General features: G+C 75.1%; 15 protein-coding genes and 2 pseudogenes. 6 read left to right on the forward strand and 11 right to left on the reverse strand.

The annotated features are described in order from the left end of the window. The first annotated feature begins 152 nt into the window (after positions 1-152). From sigE to ABD353_RS29510, 4 genes are all read left to right on the forward strand, one after another. Positions 153-866, forward strand: a complete 714-nt coding sequence (gene sigE, locus ABD353_RS29495) for an RNA polymerase sigma factor SigE (protein WP_425555281.1) — start codon at positions 153-155, stop codon at positions 864-866. Next, positions 863-1,888, forward strand: a complete 1,026-nt coding sequence (locus tag ABD353_RS29500) for a zf-HC2 domain-containing protein (RefSeq protein WP_344626737.1) — start codon at positions 863-865, stop codon at positions 1,886-1,888. The genes sigE and ABD353_RS29500 overlap by 4 nt, the downstream gene beginning before the upstream one ends. A 163-nt stretch (positions 1,889-2,051) precedes the next feature. Continuing rightward, positions 2,052-2,471 carry a sec-independent translocase gene (locus tag ABD353_RS29505; protein ID WP_344626738.1) on the forward strand — a complete coding sequence of 140 codons (420 nt, stop codon included), beginning with the start codon at positions 2,052-2,054 and terminating at the stop codon, positions 2,469-2,471. Positions 2,472-2,705: 234 nt separating this feature from the next. Next, positions 2,706-3,383: a hypothetical protein gene (locus tag ABD353_RS29510; protein ID WP_344626739.1), complete on the forward strand. Its 678-nt coding sequence runs from the start codon at positions 2,706-2,708 to the stop codon at positions 3,381-3,383. 111 nt (positions 3,384-3,494) lie between these two features. Here the strand turns inward: ABD353_RS29510 and ABD353_RS29515 are convergent, their stop codons facing one another. The 4 genes from ABD353_RS29515 to ABD353_RS29530 form a co-directional block, all read right to left on the reverse strand. Continuing rightward, positions 3,495-4,655, reverse strand: coding sequence for an Mrp/NBP35 family ATP-binding protein (locus tag ABD353_RS29515; protein ID WP_344626740.1), 1,161 nt, complete (start codon positions 4,653-4,655; stop codon positions 3,495-3,497). Positions 4,656-4,754: 99 nt separating this feature from the next. Next, positions 4,755-5,390, reverse strand: a complete 636-nt coding sequence (locus ABD353_RS29520; protein WP_344626741.1) for a DUF1003 domain-containing protein — start codon at positions 5,388-5,390, stop codon at positions 4,755-4,757. Continuing rightward, positions 5,383-6,657 carry a magnesium transporter MgtE N-terminal domain-containing protein gene (locus tag ABD353_RS29525; RefSeq protein ID WP_344626742.1) on the reverse strand — a complete coding sequence of 425 codons (1,275 nt, stop codon included), beginning with the start codon at positions 6,655-6,657 and terminating at the stop codon, positions 5,383-5,385. The genes ABD353_RS29520 and ABD353_RS29525 overlap by 8 nt, the downstream gene beginning before the upstream one ends. A gap of 277 nt (positions 6,658-6,934) precedes the next feature. After that, positions 6,935-7,474, reverse strand: a complete 540-nt coding sequence (locus ABD353_RS29530; protein ID WP_344626743.1) for a hypothetical protein — start codon at positions 7,472-7,474, stop codon at positions 6,935-6,937. 139 nt (positions 7,475-7,613) lie between these two features. On the opposite strand from ABD353_RS29530, the gene ABD353_RS29535 reads away from it, so the two are divergent. Then, positions 7,614-8,555 carry a DMT family transporter gene (locus ABD353_RS29535; RefSeq protein WP_425555280.1) on the forward strand — a complete coding sequence of 314 codons (942 nt, stop codon included), beginning with the start codon at positions 7,614-7,616 and terminating at the stop codon, positions 8,553-8,555. Between the two features lie 24 nt (positions 8,556-8,579). On the opposite strand, the gene corA is transcribed toward ABD353_RS29535, so the two are convergent. Next, positions 8,580-9,692 (reverse strand): magnesium/cobalt transporter CorA, encoded by a 1,113-nt coding sequence (gene corA / locus ABD353_RS29540; protein ID WP_263103779.1) that lies wholly within the window; start codon positions 9,690-9,692, stop codon positions 8,580-8,582. 405 nt (positions 9,693-10,097) lie between these two features. Between corA and ABD353_RS29545 the strand changes: the two genes are divergently transcribed. Continuing rightward, positions 10,098-10,745, forward strand: coding sequence for a suppressor of fused domain protein (locus ABD353_RS29545; protein WP_344626744.1), 648 nt, complete (start codon positions 10,098-10,100; stop codon positions 10,743-10,745). A 21-nt stretch (positions 10,746-10,766) separates the two neighbouring features. On the opposite strand, the pseudogene ABD353_RS29550 reads toward ABD353_RS29545, so the two are convergent. The 6 genes and pseudogenes from ABD353_RS29550 to ABD353_RS29575 form a co-directional block, all read right to left on the reverse strand. Next, positions 10,767-11,372 (reverse strand): annotated as a pseudogene (locus ABD353_RS29550) (MarC family protein). Positions 11,373-11,458: 86 nt separating this feature from the next. Further along, positions 11,459-12,307 carry a PHP domain-containing protein gene (locus tag ABD353_RS29555; RefSeq protein WP_344626745.1) on the reverse strand — a complete coding sequence of 283 codons (849 nt, stop codon included), beginning with the start codon at positions 12,305-12,307 and terminating at the stop codon, positions 11,459-11,461. Between the two features lie 131 nt (positions 12,308-12,438). Continuing rightward, a complete protein-coding gene (locus tag ABD353_RS29560) occupies positions 12,439-13,077 on the reverse strand; it encodes a DUF6758 family protein (protein WP_344626746.1) in 639 nt (212 codons plus the stop codon). 237 nt (positions 13,078-13,314) lie between these two features. Further along, positions 13,315-13,461, reverse strand: coding sequence for a hypothetical protein (locus ABD353_RS29565; protein ID WP_263103774.1), 147 nt, complete (start codon positions 13,459-13,461; stop codon positions 13,315-13,317). A gap of 392 nt (positions 13,462-13,853) precedes the next feature. Beyond that, positions 13,854-14,711, reverse strand: coding sequence for an alpha/beta fold hydrolase (locus tag ABD353_RS29570; protein WP_344626747.1), 858 nt, complete (start codon positions 14,709-14,711; stop codon positions 13,854-13,856). Positions 14,712-14,974: 263 nt separating this feature from the next. Next, a pseudogene (locus tag ABD353_RS29575) lies at positions 14,975-15,493 on the reverse strand (hypothetical protein); the annotation flags it as partial.

A 15,493-nucleotide genomic window follows, 5' to 3' on the forward strand; every position in this document is an offset into this window, starting at 1 on the left:
GTCGTGCACTTTATCCGGATCTGACGGGCGAGGTGGATATGGTGGTGGCCCTGCTGGGCAGAAGAGCCGACCGAGGAGGTGTGGCCGAGGGCGACGTCCCCGTGCAGCGCGATCCACGCCGCACCTCGTCGGCCCGTACGCCGAAGCCCGTGATGAACCAGCCCGCGCACTCCCCCCAGGACGCGACCACCGAGGCGGCCGGGGCCGCGGCCGAGCCGGCCGCGCTCGCGACCTTCGCCGAGGGCCCCGACGCGCAGAGCTGGACCCCGCCGACCTGGGAGGAGATCGTCGAGGCGCACAGCGCCCGGGTCTACCGCCTGGCCTACCGGCTGACGGGCAATCAGCACGACGCCGAGGACCTCACGCAGGAGGTCTTCGTCCGGGTCTTCCGCTCGCTCTCCACCTACACCCCCGGCACCTTCGAGGGCTGGCTGCACCGCATCACCACCAACCTGTTCCTGGACATGGTGCGCCGCCGCCAGCGGATCCGCTTCGACGCCCTCGCCGAGGACGCCGCCGAGCGCCTCCCCAGCCGCGAGCCCAGCCCGGCCCAGCACTTCAGCGACACCCACTTCGACGCCGACGTCCAGCAGGCGCTCGACACCCTCGCCCCCGAGTTCCGCGCCGCCGTGGTGCTGTGCGACATCGAGGGCCTCTCCTACGAGGAGATCGCGGCCACCCTCGGGGTCAAGCTCGGGACGGTCCGCAGCCGGATCCACCGCGGCCGCTCGCACCTGCGCGCCGCCCTCAAGCACCGGGCGCCGGGCGTCGCCCCGGGCCGGCTGCGCCGCGGCGGCTCCGCCGAGCCCGTCCCGGTCGGCGCCGATCCCGGCTCTCCGGGCGGCCTGGACCGGAGGGGCTCGTGAACGCCGACGCCCACCAGGGCGGGCCCGAGCCGACCGGCCGGTCCCGGCGCGGCCCCTCCTGGGCCCAGCTCGGCCGCCGGGCCGACCACCCGCAGGCCCCCGCCGCCCCGGCGGAGCACCCCGCCGCCGAGCCCGCCGCACCGCGGGCCGTCGCCGTGCGCCCCGCCGAGCCCGCGGAGGAGCACCATCTCGGCGACCGCCTCTCCGCCTACCTCGACGGCGAACTCGGCCACGACTCCCGCGAGCGCGTCCAGGCGCACCTCGCCACCTGCCCCGACTGCCTCGCCGAGGCCGACGAGGGCCGCGCGGTCAAGCACCTGCTGACCCGCACCGACAACCCGGGCCCCTCCTCGACGCTGATGGCGCGGCTGCTCGCCGTCGCCGCCCTTCCCGAGGACGAGGACGGCTCCGGCCCGGGCGGCGGCATGCCGGCAGTCCCCGGCACCCTCGGCGGCAGCCGGCTCACCGGCGGCTCCTTCGGCCGCGGCGCCGGCGCCTCCTTCGGCTCGGGTGCGCTCGGCGCCGGGACGCCGATCCCCGGGGTCGACCCGCGGGCCGGCCGGCCGGGGCTGCCGACGCCGGGCAACCGGCTCTCCCTGGTGCCCTCCGCCGCCCGTCCGGCGGCCGCGCTGCGCAGCCTCACCGAGCCGCGCGGACGCCGCGCCGAGCAGCCCTCCCGCGGACGGGCTGGCGTGCTGCCCGAGCCCGCCGCGGCGGCGGCCCGGCCCGGTCCGACGCCGTTCGGGCGCCGCTTCGTGTTCGCCGCGGCCGGTGCCTTCTCGGTGGCCGCGGTCACCCTGGCCGGTGTGGGCGGCCCCTCGGCCGTCGGCGGCGAGGACCAGCACGGCACCCGGGTCAGCCCGGTGAGCAACCCGGGCGGCGCCGCCGTCCCGGTCAACGCGCAGCTGCCGGCCGACTTCCCGGTCCCCGCCATGGCCTCGGCGCCGCCCGGCTACCTCCCCCAGCCCGGCCCGGCCGACGCCGGCGTGAACCGCCTCGGTCCGCACAACCTGCTCCGTTAGGGCACACGCGCGCTGGGCCGTCGGGGCGCACGCACCGGGCCGCCGGGTGGTCTGGACCGCAATCCGCAGGTGGCGGGGTCACAGACCGGCCGGCGGCCATTACCCTGGTGGCGACGGCTGCCGCCGAGCTCGTCGGGTTGTCCATCAGGAGCTGGGAGCGTACGTGTTCAGTGACATAGGCCCACTGGAGGTCGTCGCGCTGGCCGTCATGGCCATCGTCATCTTCGGGCCGGACAAGCTGCCGAAGCTCATCCAGGACACCATGGGCTTCATCCGCAAGGTCCGGTCCTTCGCGGACAGCGCCAAGGACGACATCCGCAGCGAGCTGGGCCCGGAGTTCCAGGACTTCGAGTTCACCGACCTGCACCCGAAGACCTTCGTCCGCAAGCAGCTGATGGGCGGCAACGAGGACCCGCTGGGCTTCAAGGAGCTCAAGGACGGCCTCGACTTCAAGTCCGCCCTCAACGACGAGGCGCCGCGGCGGGTCGCCGCCACCCCGGACCTCACCAAGAGCGCCCCCGCCGAGACGAGTGCGCCGCTCGCCGCCGGTGAGCGCCCGCCGTTCGACCTGGACGCCACCTGACGCGACCCGGTGCGGCCGCGCGCCGTTGCACACCTCCCACGCCCCGCCCGGGCCGCTTCGCCGGGCGGGGCGTCGGCGTCCGCGCCGCTATGGTGTTCAGGTTGACCGCAGGCCGGATCCACTGTGCCGTCGGTCACGCCACGACGTGTCGGCGGCCGACCGCACCCGGCGGCGCGCCCGGTGCGCCACCATGGAACGCCGCCGCAGGAGACAGGTGCACGGAGGAGGCCGGCGATGGACGTGACGAGCCGAGCGGGCGGGACGGTCGCCCCGGGCGGGCGGACGGCGCCCGTGGTGGGCGCCCGGGCCGGGTCCGCCGACCCGCTGACGCCCTACCTGGAGGCCGACTTCCCCTGGTACGGGCTCGACGAGGGCTGGACGGGCCGCCGCTGGCCGTTCCCGGTCGGCGCGGGCCGCGCCGGCCAGGGCGCCGGCACCGACTACGGCTCGCTCGGCCACGGCGACGAGCCCGCCAGACCGTACGGGTCGCGGGAGGCCGGCCGCTTCGCCGTGGTGGTGACGGTCGCCCGCCGCCCCGGCCGCCGCAGCGCCGACAACACCGGCACGCTGGAGGCGACCTCCGCCTCCAGCGCCGCCTGGCTGGCCGGCTCCGGCCTGATCGCCACCGTGCCGCCGGGCCAGCTCGACCGCTCGCTGCGGCAGGACTGGCTCGACCAGCAGACCGGGCTCGCCTGGGACCTCGCGGACGACCTGGAGGGCCCCGGCTGGTCCGCCCTCACCCTGCCGGTGAACGGCCTGCCGCAGCCCTTCCGCTACCGCGAGTCCGAGTACGGCTGGGTGCTGGCCGGCGAGGCCCCGGGCGTCCTGCTCGGCGCCTACGGCCGCGGCATCAGCGCCTACGGGATCGGCTTCGGCGTCGTCCCCGACCTCACCGCCTACAACGGCCGCTGACCGGCCACCGGCTGGCCGCGCCGTCCGGGCAGCACGAAGGGGCGCGGGGTCCGCACGACGGGACGGCACGGTGTGCCTCCCGCGGTGCGGCCCCGCGCCCCTGTGCGTCCGCTAGAACTTGTTCTTGGGGGTGAGACCCAGGGACAGGCCGGACAGGCCGCGCTGGCGGCCGCCGAGCTTGCCGGCGACGGACCGCAGGGCGGCGCCGGCCGGGGACTCGGGGTTCGACAGGACGACCGGGCGGCCGTCGTCGCCGCCCTCGCGCAGGCGGACGTCGATCGGGATCGAGCCGAGCACCGGCACGGTGGCGCCGACGCTCCGGGTGAGGGCGTCCGCGACGGTCTGGCCGCCGCCGGTGCCGAAGACGTCGATCATCTCGTCGCAGTGCGGGCAGGGCATGCCCGACATGTTCTCGATGACGCCGACGATCTTCTGGTGGGTCTGCAGCGCGATGGTGCCGGCCCGCTCGGCGACCTCCGCGGCGGCCATCTGCGGGGTGGTGACGATCAGGATCTCGGCGTTGGGCACCAGCTGGGCCACGGAGATCGCGATGTCGCCGGTGCCGGGCGGCAGGTCCAGCAGCAGGACGTCGAGGTCGCCCCAGTACACGTCGGCCAGGAACTGCTGCAGCGCGCGGTGCAGCATGGGGCCGCGCCACACCACCGGGGTGTTGCCCGGGGTGAACATGCCGATCGAGATGACCTTCACGCCGTTCGCCGACGGCGGCATGATCATGTCCTGGACCTGGGTGGGCCGGCCCTCGACCCCGAGCATGCGGGGCACGCTGTGGCCGTAGATGTCGGCGTCGACCACGGCGACCTTGAGGCCGTCCGCGGCCATCGCCGCCGCCAGGTTGACCGTGACCGAGGACTTGCCGACGCCGCCCTTGCCGGAGGCGACCGCGTAGACCCGGGTGAGCGTGCCCGGCTTGGCGAAGGGGATCTCGCGCTCGGGCGCGCCGCCGCGCAGCAGCTGCGAGAGCTCCTTGCGCTGCTCGTCGCTCATCACGTCGAGCTCGACCTCGACACCGGTGACACCGGGCACCTTCGCGACCGCGTCGGTCACCCGGTTGGTGATCGTCTCGCGCATCGGACAGCCCGAGACGGTGAGGTACACGCCGACCCTCACGGCGCCGCCCTCGGCGATCTCGACGGATTTCACCATGCCGATCTCGGTGATCGGGCGGTTGATCTCCGGGTCGTTGACGGTCGCCAGCGCCTTGCGGACGGACTCCTCCGTCACGCCTGCGGCAATCTCGGTCTCGTTGGCCATGCCTTGATGGTACGGCGCCGCGGACGGACCCCGACTCGCCGGTAGCGTGCCGCCCGTCACACGAGGTCACGGCCGGCGCCGGCGCCCGGCGCCCGGGCCTCACACCAGGTCGCGGCTCTCCCGCCGATCGTCGAGCTCCTTGAGCAGCGCCATCAGCTCGGAGCGCACGAAGTCGCGGGTGGCGACCTCGCCGAGGCCCTGCCGCAGCGCGGCGACCTCCCGGGTCAGGTACTCGGTGTCGGCGATGTTGCGGTCGCTGCGGGCGCGGTCCTGTTCCATGTTGACGCGGTCCCGGTCGTCCTGGCGGTTCTGCGCGAGCAGGATCAGCGGCGCCGCGTACGAGGCCTGCAGCGAGAGCATCAGGGTCAGGAAGATGAAGGGGTACTCGTCGAAGCGGACGGTCGCCGGCAGCAGGGTGTTCCAGACCACCCAGGCGACGATGACGACCGACATCCAGACGATGAAGCGGCCGGTGCCCAGGAAGCGGGCGATCCGCTCGGAGAGCTTGCCGAAGGCCTCCGGGTCGTAGGTCGGCATCGGGATGAGGGCGCGGCGGCCGGTGCGCGGCTGGTCCAGCCGGCTGCGTCCGGTGCCGCCCTCGGGCCGCTGCGGGCGGACGCCCTCGCGGGCCCGCAGCTCGCGCAGCTGCCGCAGCTCCCGCAGCTCGCCCTGGATGCGCTGGCGGGGGCTGTCGTCGCGGCGGCCCTTGCGGTCCTCCCGCTTGCGGTCATCCATGGACGGTCTCGCTCTCGGCCGCGTGCAGGGACGCCTCGCGCCAGTCCTCCGGCAGCAGGTGGTCCAGGACGTCGTCGACGGTGACCGCGCCGACCAGGTGGTCGGCCTCGTCCACGACCGGCGCGGCGACCAGGTTGTAGGCGGCCAGGTAGCTGGTGACCAGCGGCAGCGGGGTGTCCGGCGGCAGCGGGTCGAGGTCGTCGTCGACCAGCGAGCCGACCAGGGTGAACGGCGGCTCGCGCAGCAGCCGCTGGAAGTGCACCGTGCCAAGGTACTTGCCGGTCGGGGTCTCGTTCGGCGGACGGCAGACGTAGACCTGCGCGGCGAGGGCCGGCTTGTTCTCGGCGATCCGCACCCGGGCGAGCGCCTCGGCGACGGTCGCGTCCGGCTCCAGCACGATCGGCTCGGTCGTCATCAGACCGCCGGCGGTGTCCTCCTCGTAGGAGAGCAGGCGGCGCACCGAGGCCGCGTCCTCCGGCTCCATCAGCCGCAGCAGCCGCTCGGCGTCCTCCGCGGGGAGGTCGGAGAGCAGGTCGGCGGCGTCGTCCGGGTCCATCGCCTCCAGGACGTCCGCGGCCCGCTCCTCCTTGAGCTTGCCGATGATCTCGACCTGGTCGTCCTCGGGCAGCTCCTCCAGGACGTCGGCGAGCCGGTCGTCGTCGAGGGCGGCGGCGACCTCGGCGCGGCGCTTCGCCGACAGGTGGTGCATCACGTTGGCGAGGTCGGCCGGGCGGAGCTGCTCGAAGGTGGCGAGCAGGTTGGCGGCGCCCTGGCCCTCCTCGGTGAGGGAGAAGCCGGTGAGCTCGGACCAGTCGAGGGTCAGCGACTCGCCGCGCGCCTTGCGCAGCCGGCCGACCCGGCCGACCTGCACGAAGACCTTGCGGATCTCCCACTCGCGCAGCCGGGCCTGCACCATGGCCACGTCGAGGACGGTGACCTCCTCGCCGGTCTTCGTCCGGACGACGGTGCGGTCCAGCAGTTCGGCGAGGACGAGGGTCTCCGAGGGACGCTGCTCGAAGCGCCGCAGGTTGATCACGCCGGTGGCGAGCACCTGGCCGGACTCCAGGCTGGTCACCCGGGTCATCGGCAGGAAGATCCGCCGGCGGCCGATCACCTCGACCACCAGGCCGAGCACCCGGGGCGGGCGCCCGCCGATCCGCAGCGAGACGACCACGTCGCGGACGCGGCCCACCTGGTCGCCGTTGGGGTCGAAGACCGGGAGCCCGGAGAGGTGCGAGATGAAGACCCGGCTGCCTGCGCCTGCCATCGGCTCCCTCTCTCCGGACGGGGCCCGCGAGGTGCGGGCCGGTGCGCTGGTGTCGGTGCGGCCGCGTAGGGCCTGCGGCCGCGGTACGGGTCGCGGTCCGTCGCGCCGTCGCCCGTACGACTGCGTCCGCACGGCTGCGTCCGGCGCGTCCTCCGGCGCCAAAGATACCTGCGGGAGTGGGCCGGAGCCCGCGGTGGCCCGCCGCAGCCCGGCGCGTCCGCCCCGCCCGGCGGTCCGCGGACCCCGTGGGCGGTCGGACCGGCCGGCCGTCGGCGCGTCAGCCCTTGCGGCGGCCCAGCAGCAGCTTGGGCAGGCCGGCCGGGATCGGGCGGCGGGTGGTGGCCCCGGTCGGCATCGGGACGGCCGCGTGGGAGCCGTCCGGCATGGCGCCGGGGCGCTCGGTGAGGGCGCCGGCGGGCTCCAGCCGGAGCACCCGGCACTCGCGGGCCCAGCGGTCGCCGATGGTGTCGGTGTCGGGGGCGTTGAGCCGCTTGGACTTGAGCTCCTCGACGGCGCCCTGCCAGGCCTCGCTCCGCGGGGCGAGCTCGGTGACGTCGGCGAGCCAGCCGGTGAGCCGTCCCCCCTTGTCCTTGCTGCGGACGGTCACCTCGGCCCGGCCGCCCGCGGCCAGCCCGTGCAGCGGCTGCTCGCCGCCGTCACCGACCACCACCACGGCCCCGTCGTGCCAGGCGTGCCACAGCGCCCGGCCGTTCGGCACGCCCTCCGGGCGGACCCAGAGCAGTCCGGACTTCTTCGCCGCCTCCTCCAGCAGGGCGCGGTCCAGGAAGTCCTCGGCGGGGGTCGTCGTACGCTCCATGGCCCACAGCGTACGGCCTGGCGGGCGGTCGGCCCGAGGCCGCTCGGCGCTTCGTCCCACCACCCGGGACGACAGCGCCGTCAGTGCATTTGAGGCCTTACCGTAGGACGGTCGCACCCGACCCGTTCGAAGGAGAGCCGTGCCCGCCCGGCCCGCCGCCACCGCCGCCCCCGCGGACCTCCGTCCCGCCGCCCCCGCACCGGGCCGGCCGGCGCTGCCGCGGGTCGACCTGATGCTGCTCGCCGTCTCCATCGCCGGCATCTCGCTCTCCGCCCCGCTGATCAGCGCCACCGCCGCGCCGCCGCTGGCCATCGCCTTCTGGCGCAACTTCATGTCGGTCGGCGTGCTCGGCCCGTACGCGCTGCTGCGGCACCGCGCCGAACTGCGCGGCATCGGGCGCCGGGCGCTGCTGCTCGCGGTCGCCGCCGGCGTGCTGCTCGCGGTGCACTTCGCGCTGTGGATGCCCAGCCTGCGGATGACCTCGGTGGCCTCGGCGACCGCGCTGGTCACCACCACCCCGCTGTGGACGATCCTGCTGCTGCGGCTGATGGGCGAGCGGGCGCCGCGGCCGGTGCGGATCGGCGTGGCGGTCGCCTTCGCGGGCGTGCTGGTGCTCACCGGCGTCGACCTGTCGCTCTCCCCGCGGGCCCTGCTCGGCGACGCGCTCGCGCTGGGCGCGGGGGCGGCGGCCGCGGGCTACGTGCTGCTCGGCGCCGAGGTCCGGCGGACCGTCAGCACCACCGCGTACACGCTGGTCTGCTACACCACCACGGCCGCGGCGCTGTTCGGCGTCTGCCTGGTGGCGGGCTCCCCGCTGTCGGGCTGGCCGGCCGGGGTGTGGTGGCAGATCGTGCTGCTGATGGTGGCCGCCCAGCTGCTCGGGCACTCGCTGAGCAACCGGGTGGTCCGCACCCTGGGCCCCTCGGTCACCTCGACGGCGATCCTGCTGGAGACCCCGGGTGCGGCCCTGATCGCGGCCGTGTGGCTCGGCCAGTGGCCGCCGGTGGCCGCGTACCCGGCGGTCGGCCTGATCCTGCTCGGACTGGTGCTGGTCGCCCGGGGCGGCCGGAAGGGCGGCTGACGGGCCGCCCGGCGCGACCGGGCGTCAGAGCCACCCGTTGCGCCGGAACCCGCGGTACATGGCGATGCAGATCACCACGACGCTGCCCAGCACCATCGGATAGCCGTACTTGTGGTGCAGCTCCGGCATGTAGTCGAAGTTCATGCCGTAGATGCCGGTGATCATGGTCGGCACCGCGAAGATCGCCGCCCAGGCGGTGATCTTGCGCATGTCCTCGTTCTGCGCCACCGACACCTGCGCCAGGTTGGCCTGGAGCAGCGAGTTCAGCAGCTCGTCGAAGCCGTGCACCTGCTCGGTGACCCGGGCCAGGTGGTCGGCGACGTCCCGGAAGTACTTCTGGATGTCCGGGTCGATCAGCCGCTGGATCGGCTCGGAGAGCAGCTGCATCGGACGCAGCAGCGGCGCCACCGCCCGCTTGAACTCCAGCACCTCGCGCTTGAGCTGGTAGACCCGGCCGACGTCGGCGCCGCGGCCCGCCTTGCCGGCGAAGACGTCGAACTCGACCTCGTCCACGTCGGTCTGCAGCCGCTCGGCGACCAGCAGGTAGTTGTCGACCACGTGGTCGGCGATGGCGTGCAGCACCGCGGACGGGCCCTTGGCGAGCAGGCCGGAGCCGTCGGCGTCGCCCTCCAGCCGGCGCCGCAGCTCGCGCAGCGAACCGTGCCCGCCGTGCCGGACGGTGATGACGAAGTCCTGGCCGACGAAGACCATGAGCTCGCCCGTCTCCACGACCTCGCTGGTCGGGGTGAGCTGGTCGTGCTCGACGTAGCGGATCGTCTTGAAGACGGCGAACAGCACGTCGTCGTACCGCTCGACCTTGGGGCGCTGGTGCGCGTGCACCGCGTCCTCGACGGCCAGCGGGTGCAGGCCGAAGCGCTGGGCGATGCCCTCGAACTCGGCCTCGGTGGGCTCGTGCAGGCCGATCCAGCTGAACGAGCCGGCGTCCTGCTGGCGGCACAGCTTGACCCGGGCCACGGCCTCGCGCGGGCTGCAGCTCTCGCCGACCCGCTTGCCGTCCTGGTAGACGGCGCAGTCGACCACGGCCGAAGGGGCGTGGCCCGGACGGAGGGTGTCGAAGGAGGTGTCGCGGCGGCGGTGCGGACGGACGGCCGCACGGAGGTTGTTGATCATCGACATGGCAGGCTCCTGGGGCAGGAGCCGCCGCACGGCAGGCGGTGACGGCCGTGGTGCGACGGCGAGGAACACCGATGGACGCCCAGGTCGGACGGGGCTCACCAAGAAATCGCCAAAGAATCGGCAAGACTTCGGTTTGGGCGCCCCGGCGCCCGGGAAGGTGCTCTCCCGGCCGGGTGTGACGCCGCCTCAACTACCTCGTCAGGGGTGGGTGCGGCGGAGAAGGACAGGCCGGGCAGAGCTGCCGGTACTGCATGGTCGGCTGGTATCCACCACAACCACCTCCTTCATGCCGCGGCCCCAAGGGTCAGCATCCCCGGTAGCCAGCCCCCCACACTAACAGTTGTCGGCGTGCCGCCGCTGGGGTGTGCGCGAAGCGACAACTCCCCGGGCGCTAAGGTCGCGTGCATGGCCCACGACTTCCCGCTGTTCGGCGACTTCTCCGATCCCTCCGGCGGCTCCGCGGAACTCACCCGCACGGCCGTGCTGGCGGCCGTCGAGGCGCGCCTGCTCACCACCTTCGGCGAGAGCAGCGGCCGGGCCTCGGTCACCTTCCTCGGCACCGAGCGGATCGAGGTGCTGCGCTTCGGCCCGGACGCCGAGGGGCTCGTCCGCTACGCCACCCTCGGCATGGCCGCGAGCCCGATGGCCGACCCCACCGCGGCGGTCGCCGACCCGGTGCGCGGCCCCCGCGCCGAGTTGGTGCTCACCGTCCGCGGAGGGCGCGACGACGTGCTCCGCACGCTGGCCACCTTCGCCGCAACGCCGCAGGTCGAGGGCCTGGTGGTGGCCCCCGGCGGCTCCCTCGACCTGGGCGCCCCGCTGTGGGAGGGCGCGCCCTTCACCTCCGTCCTGGTGGCCGAGCCGGGCGGCCTCGTCGAGGACGTCGAACTCGCCGGACCGGCCGAGCCGGTGCGCTTCCTGCCGCTCCTCCCGATGACCCCGAACGAGGCCGGCCACAAGCGCGTGCACGGCGCCGCCGAGCTCCAGGAGCGGTGGCTGCGGCACGGCACCGACCTGCGCGACCCGAACCGGCGGGCCGTCCCGCTCGACTGACCGGGGGCGCCCGACGGGCGGTCAGGTGGCCTGGTCGACGAAGGCGAACACGCCGTTCGCCACCAGTTGCACGGCGATCGCCGACAGCAGCAGGCCGGACAGGCGTGTGATGAGAACCACACCGCCGTCCTTGATGATGCGGATGATCACCAGCGAGAAACGCATCGTCAGCCACAGCACCACGTGGATCGCCGCGATGGCCGCCCAGACCGCCGCGTACTGCGCGGCGCCGTCCGCCTTCTGCACCGCCAGGATCACCGCCACGATCGCGCCGGGCCCGGCCAGCAGCGGCGTCCCCGGCGGCACCAGCGCGACGTTGACCTCCTTGGTCTGGGTCGGCTCCGCGATCCTGCCGGTCAGCAGGTCCAGCGCGATGAGCAGCAGCAGGATGCCGCCGGAGACCTGCAGGGCCGGGATCGACACGTGCAGGTAGTCCAGGATCTGCCGGCCGAACAGCCCGAAGCAGGTGATCACCCCCAGCGCGACCAGCGCGGCCTGTCAGGCCATCCGCCGCTGCACCCGGTGTGCCCGCCCCGAGGTGAGCGCCAGGAAGATCGGGATGGTGCCCGGCGGGTCCATGATCACGAAGAGGGTCACGAAGAGCGACCCGAACACCCTGGCATCCATGGGTGAATTGTCCGGTTCCGGGGCGCCGTGCCCCGGTTCGGCGCGACTGACGGCGGGTCGGGCCGCCGGCCCCGGGGTGCCCGGGGTCAGCCGCGGATCGGTGCGGCCCCGGTGGCCTGGCCGACGAGCTGCTCGTAGGCGGCCGGGTCGGTGGTGTACTCGCCGAGCCGGACGGTCTTGCGGTGCCCGTGGTAGTCCGAGGAGCCGGTGGTGAACAGGCCGAGTTCGGCCGCCAGAGCGCGCAGGTGCTCCCGGGTCGGCCCGTCGTGGTCGGTGTGGTCGACCTCCAGGCCGCCCAGACCCGCGGCGGCCAGGTCGGCGATCACCTCGTCGGAGACCGTCCGGCCGCGCTTGACCGCGCCCGGGTGCGCGAACACCGGGACGCCGCCCGCCGCCCGCACCAGCCGGACGGCGGTCACCGGGTCCGTCTCGTGCTTGCGGACGTCCGCCCGCCCGCCGTTGGCCAGCCACTCGGCGGTGAACGCGTCGGAGACCGTGGCCACCACGCCCGCCTCGACCAGGGCGCTGGCGATGTGCGGACGGCCCACCGAGCCCGCCCCGGCGATCCGCTCCACCTGCTCCCAGTCGATCGGCGCCCCGAGCTCGCGGCAGCGCTCGACGATCGCCCGCCCGCGCCGGAACCGGTCGGTGCGCACCAGCTCCCGCTCGGCGGCGAAGGCGGGCTCGGCGGGGTCGAACAGGTAGGCCAGCAGATGCATGCTGATGCCGTCGACGTGGCAGGAGAGTTCGGCGCCCGGCACCAGGGTCAGACCGGTGCCCCGGACGGCCTCCGCGGCCTCGGCGTGCCCGGCGACCGTGTCGTGGTCGGTCAGGGCCACCACGTCCAGCCCGGCCGCGACGGCCGCGGCGACCAGCTCGGCCGGGCTGTCGGTGCCGTCGGAGGCGTTGCTGTGGGCGTGCAGGTCGATGCGCACGGGAGGGGCTCCAGGGGCCGGTGGGGGGCTGCTGCTGGCCCGGCCCAGCCTAGTGCGCCCGGCGGGCGCGCCGGGGGCCGGGCGGCGAACCGCGGACCGGCCCGACGGCCGGCCGCGTGGCCGCCCGTGCGTCAGCCCAGCAGCCTCGGGGTCAGCGCGCCGCAGGGCAGCAGGCCCAGCTCCGCGCCGGCGTCCCTCAGGTCGGTGAGGACGAGCTCGTCGTGCATCAGCAGCGCCGACTGCTCGGGCCAGGCGACCGCCCAGAGCCACAGGCCGCGCGCCTCGCCGACGTACACCGCGCGGTCGACCGGGGCGTCGGGCACGTGGAACATCGGCGTCGGCCGGCCGGCCGCCATCAGCTTGGCGTCGGCCGGCTTGTAGAGCGAGACGCTCTCGCCCGGGTCCGGCCCGTCCAGGCCGGCGTAGCGGGCGCCGAGGCCCACGCCGAGCTCCTCCGCGACGAGCACCAGCTCGCCGAAGCCGCCCAGCGGGGCAGGGCCGGCGCAGGCGACCGCCGTCGCGCGGGCACCCGAGAGGTCGTCACCGACGTGCGCGATCCCGGTGAACAGCCAGCCGACCGGCAGCGGCCAGGGCAGCCAGACCGGCACCTGTGAGCGGGCCACCGCGACGTTCAGGGCCTCGACGCTGGGCGGCAGCACCGGCTGCATCGGGTGGACCGCACCGTGCTGGTCGCACTGCCAGGTGTCGGAGAAGAGCCCGGGGGCGCGGACCCGACCGGCGCACCTCGGGCAGCTGGGCTCGCCCCTCATAGCCGACAACGCTCCTCCCTCCGGACCGCCGCGTCAAGGACGATCACCCGTACGGGGTGCCTCGCGTCGGGGCACTCGGCCCCGTTGGGAAATGTCCCGTCCCGGGCGGCGGCAAACACCACCCTGGTCGCACCGGGTGTCCGGGGACGCACTGACGCCCCGTCGTCCCTGTTCGGGATGACGGGGCGTCAGCGGGTCTCGGAACGTCGGACGCGGCAGGTGCCCGTCCGGCTCCGCTCACACGTTCTTGCACGGCCGGATGTACAGGCGCTCGCCGGTCGCGGCGGCATCCTTCACGTACTGCCCGACGGTCTCGGCGTCGACGATCAGTCGATCGGTGGCGACACCGGAGGCGTCGTCCAGTCGGAGGATCTCGAAACGCATGGGCCTCTCCCTTCTCCGCCCCGTGGGTCGCGGCGGATGCGGCAGGCCGCCGACCACCCGGTCGTCGGCCGGCACCTGCTGGGTCTGTCGTCCGGCTGCTGCTCGCATCGTCCCCCCTCGCGCGCCGTGCGGCCCGTGCAGCCGAGGCGACATCGCCTCATGGGTTCACAGTGCCGCACCGCTGATTCCTGCTGGTTGCCCGTCCGTAAAGTCCCGGTTTCGGCGTATGCCGCAGTGAGGGGCAACCGGGCTCGTGGCGCAACGATTCCCGGACAGACTCAAATATTACCCGAGCTAAACAATTTTGTCCCTGATTTTGCCCGCCGGGCGCGGCAGGCCCGGCGGGCAGGGGGTCGGGGCCGGGTCGGGCCCAGGTCTCAGCGGCCTGGGTCTCAGCCCCAGAAGGCGGCCAGGGCGGCGGCGGTCGCGGCGGGCTGCTCGGCGTTGGGGGAGTGCCCGGCGTCCGGCACCGCCGTGTACGGGGCGTCCAGGCGCCGGGCCATCGCCGCCTGCTCCTCGACCGGCCACGCGTAGTCGCGCACGCCCGACACCACCTGCACGGGCAGCGGCACGGCGGCGAGCTCGGCGACCCGGTCCGGGGCCGCCACCAGGTGGCCGCCCATCGCGGACAGCGCCTGCGGCACGTTCGCCACCCACCGGCGGTGCAGGAACTCGGCGATCTCCGGACGCGGCGCGGGACCGGCCCCGCTGCCCTCCTCCATCTGCTTCATGACCTGCCAGATCGCCTCCAGGTCCATCACCGGCAGGGCGTCCAGCAGCAGCTTGGTGCGGGCCGCCTCGGCCGGGTCGATGGCGCCCGGGCCGGTCGACAGCAGGGTCAGCGACCGCCACGGCAGCGGACCCCGGGCGTCCAACACGGCCTCCCGCACCACCTGTCCGCCGAACGAGTGACCGAGCAGGTGCAGCGGCCCGTGGTCGCCGAGCTCCGCCGAGAGCGCCCGCACGTCCCGGGCCAGCTCCCCGATCCGGTACGCCTCCGGGTCGGCCGGGCCGCCGGTCTCGTACTGGCCGCGCTGGTCGACCGCCGCCACCCGGTACCCGGCCGCGGCCAGCGGCTCCAGCAGCGCGATGAAGTCCTCCTTGCTGCCGGTGAACCCGGGCACCAGCAGGGCCGTGCCGCGCACCGGCCCCTCCGGCTCGGCCAGCAGCGCGGCGAACTCGCCGCGGGCCGTGGCCAGACGCAGCGCCCGGGCGCACCGGGGGAGGGCCAGGAACGGCGGAGTGCTCATCGCAAGGGGCTCCAGACGGGGCGGCGGATCTCGTCCTCCGAGCTTAGGCGCCGCCGCCACGGCGCCCCCGCCAGGGGCGCGGGGAACCGCGCGGGACGGGAGGGCCGGGGCCGCACCCGTGCGCCGCACCGCTCCGCACCGCCCCGGCCCCTTCGAGTACGGCGGCCCGAGCGTCGTGCCCGTTCGCCGGGCCCGTTCGCCGGGCCCCGGACATGCCCGAGGGCGGGCCCGTTCGAAACGGGCCCGCCCTCCGGTGCGTCGTGTCAGCTCTCCTGCACGGCCTCGGCGGCAGCCACCGGGCGGCGGGTGCGCGTACGGCGGCGCGGCGCGGCCTCGCCCTCCGCGGTCGCCTCGGCAGCGGCCTCGGTGCCCGCCTCCGCGGCAGCGGCCGGAGCCGCGGCCTTGCGGGTCCGCCGACGCGGGGCCGGGGTGGTCGCCGCGGTTGCGCCGTCGGTCGCCTCGGCAACGGCATCCTCGGCCACCGGCTTGGCGGCCGCGGCACGGGTCCGCCGACGGGGTGCCGGCACCGTCTCGGCGGCCGGCTGGGCCGGAGCCTCGACGGTCGCGGTCGCGGTCGCGGTCGCGACGGCGCCCTCCGCCGGAGCCGTGACCGCGGCAGCGGCCTCGCCGGCACCGCTGCGGGTGCGGCGGCGACGGCGGCGCGGGGCCGCGTCGGTGTCGCCCTCGCCGTTCGCGACGGGGGCGGCAGCGGCGGTCTCGGCCGTGACGGCCTCGGTGGCCGCCCCGGCGGCCGCCCCCCCCCCCCCCCCGGGGGGGCGGGG

It is taken from the genome of Kitasatospora arboriphila (genome assembly GCF_039528095.1).
Taxonomy (GTDB): domain Bacteria; phylum Actinomycetota; class Actinomycetes; order Streptomycetales; family Streptomycetaceae; genus Kitasatospora; species Kitasatospora arboriphila.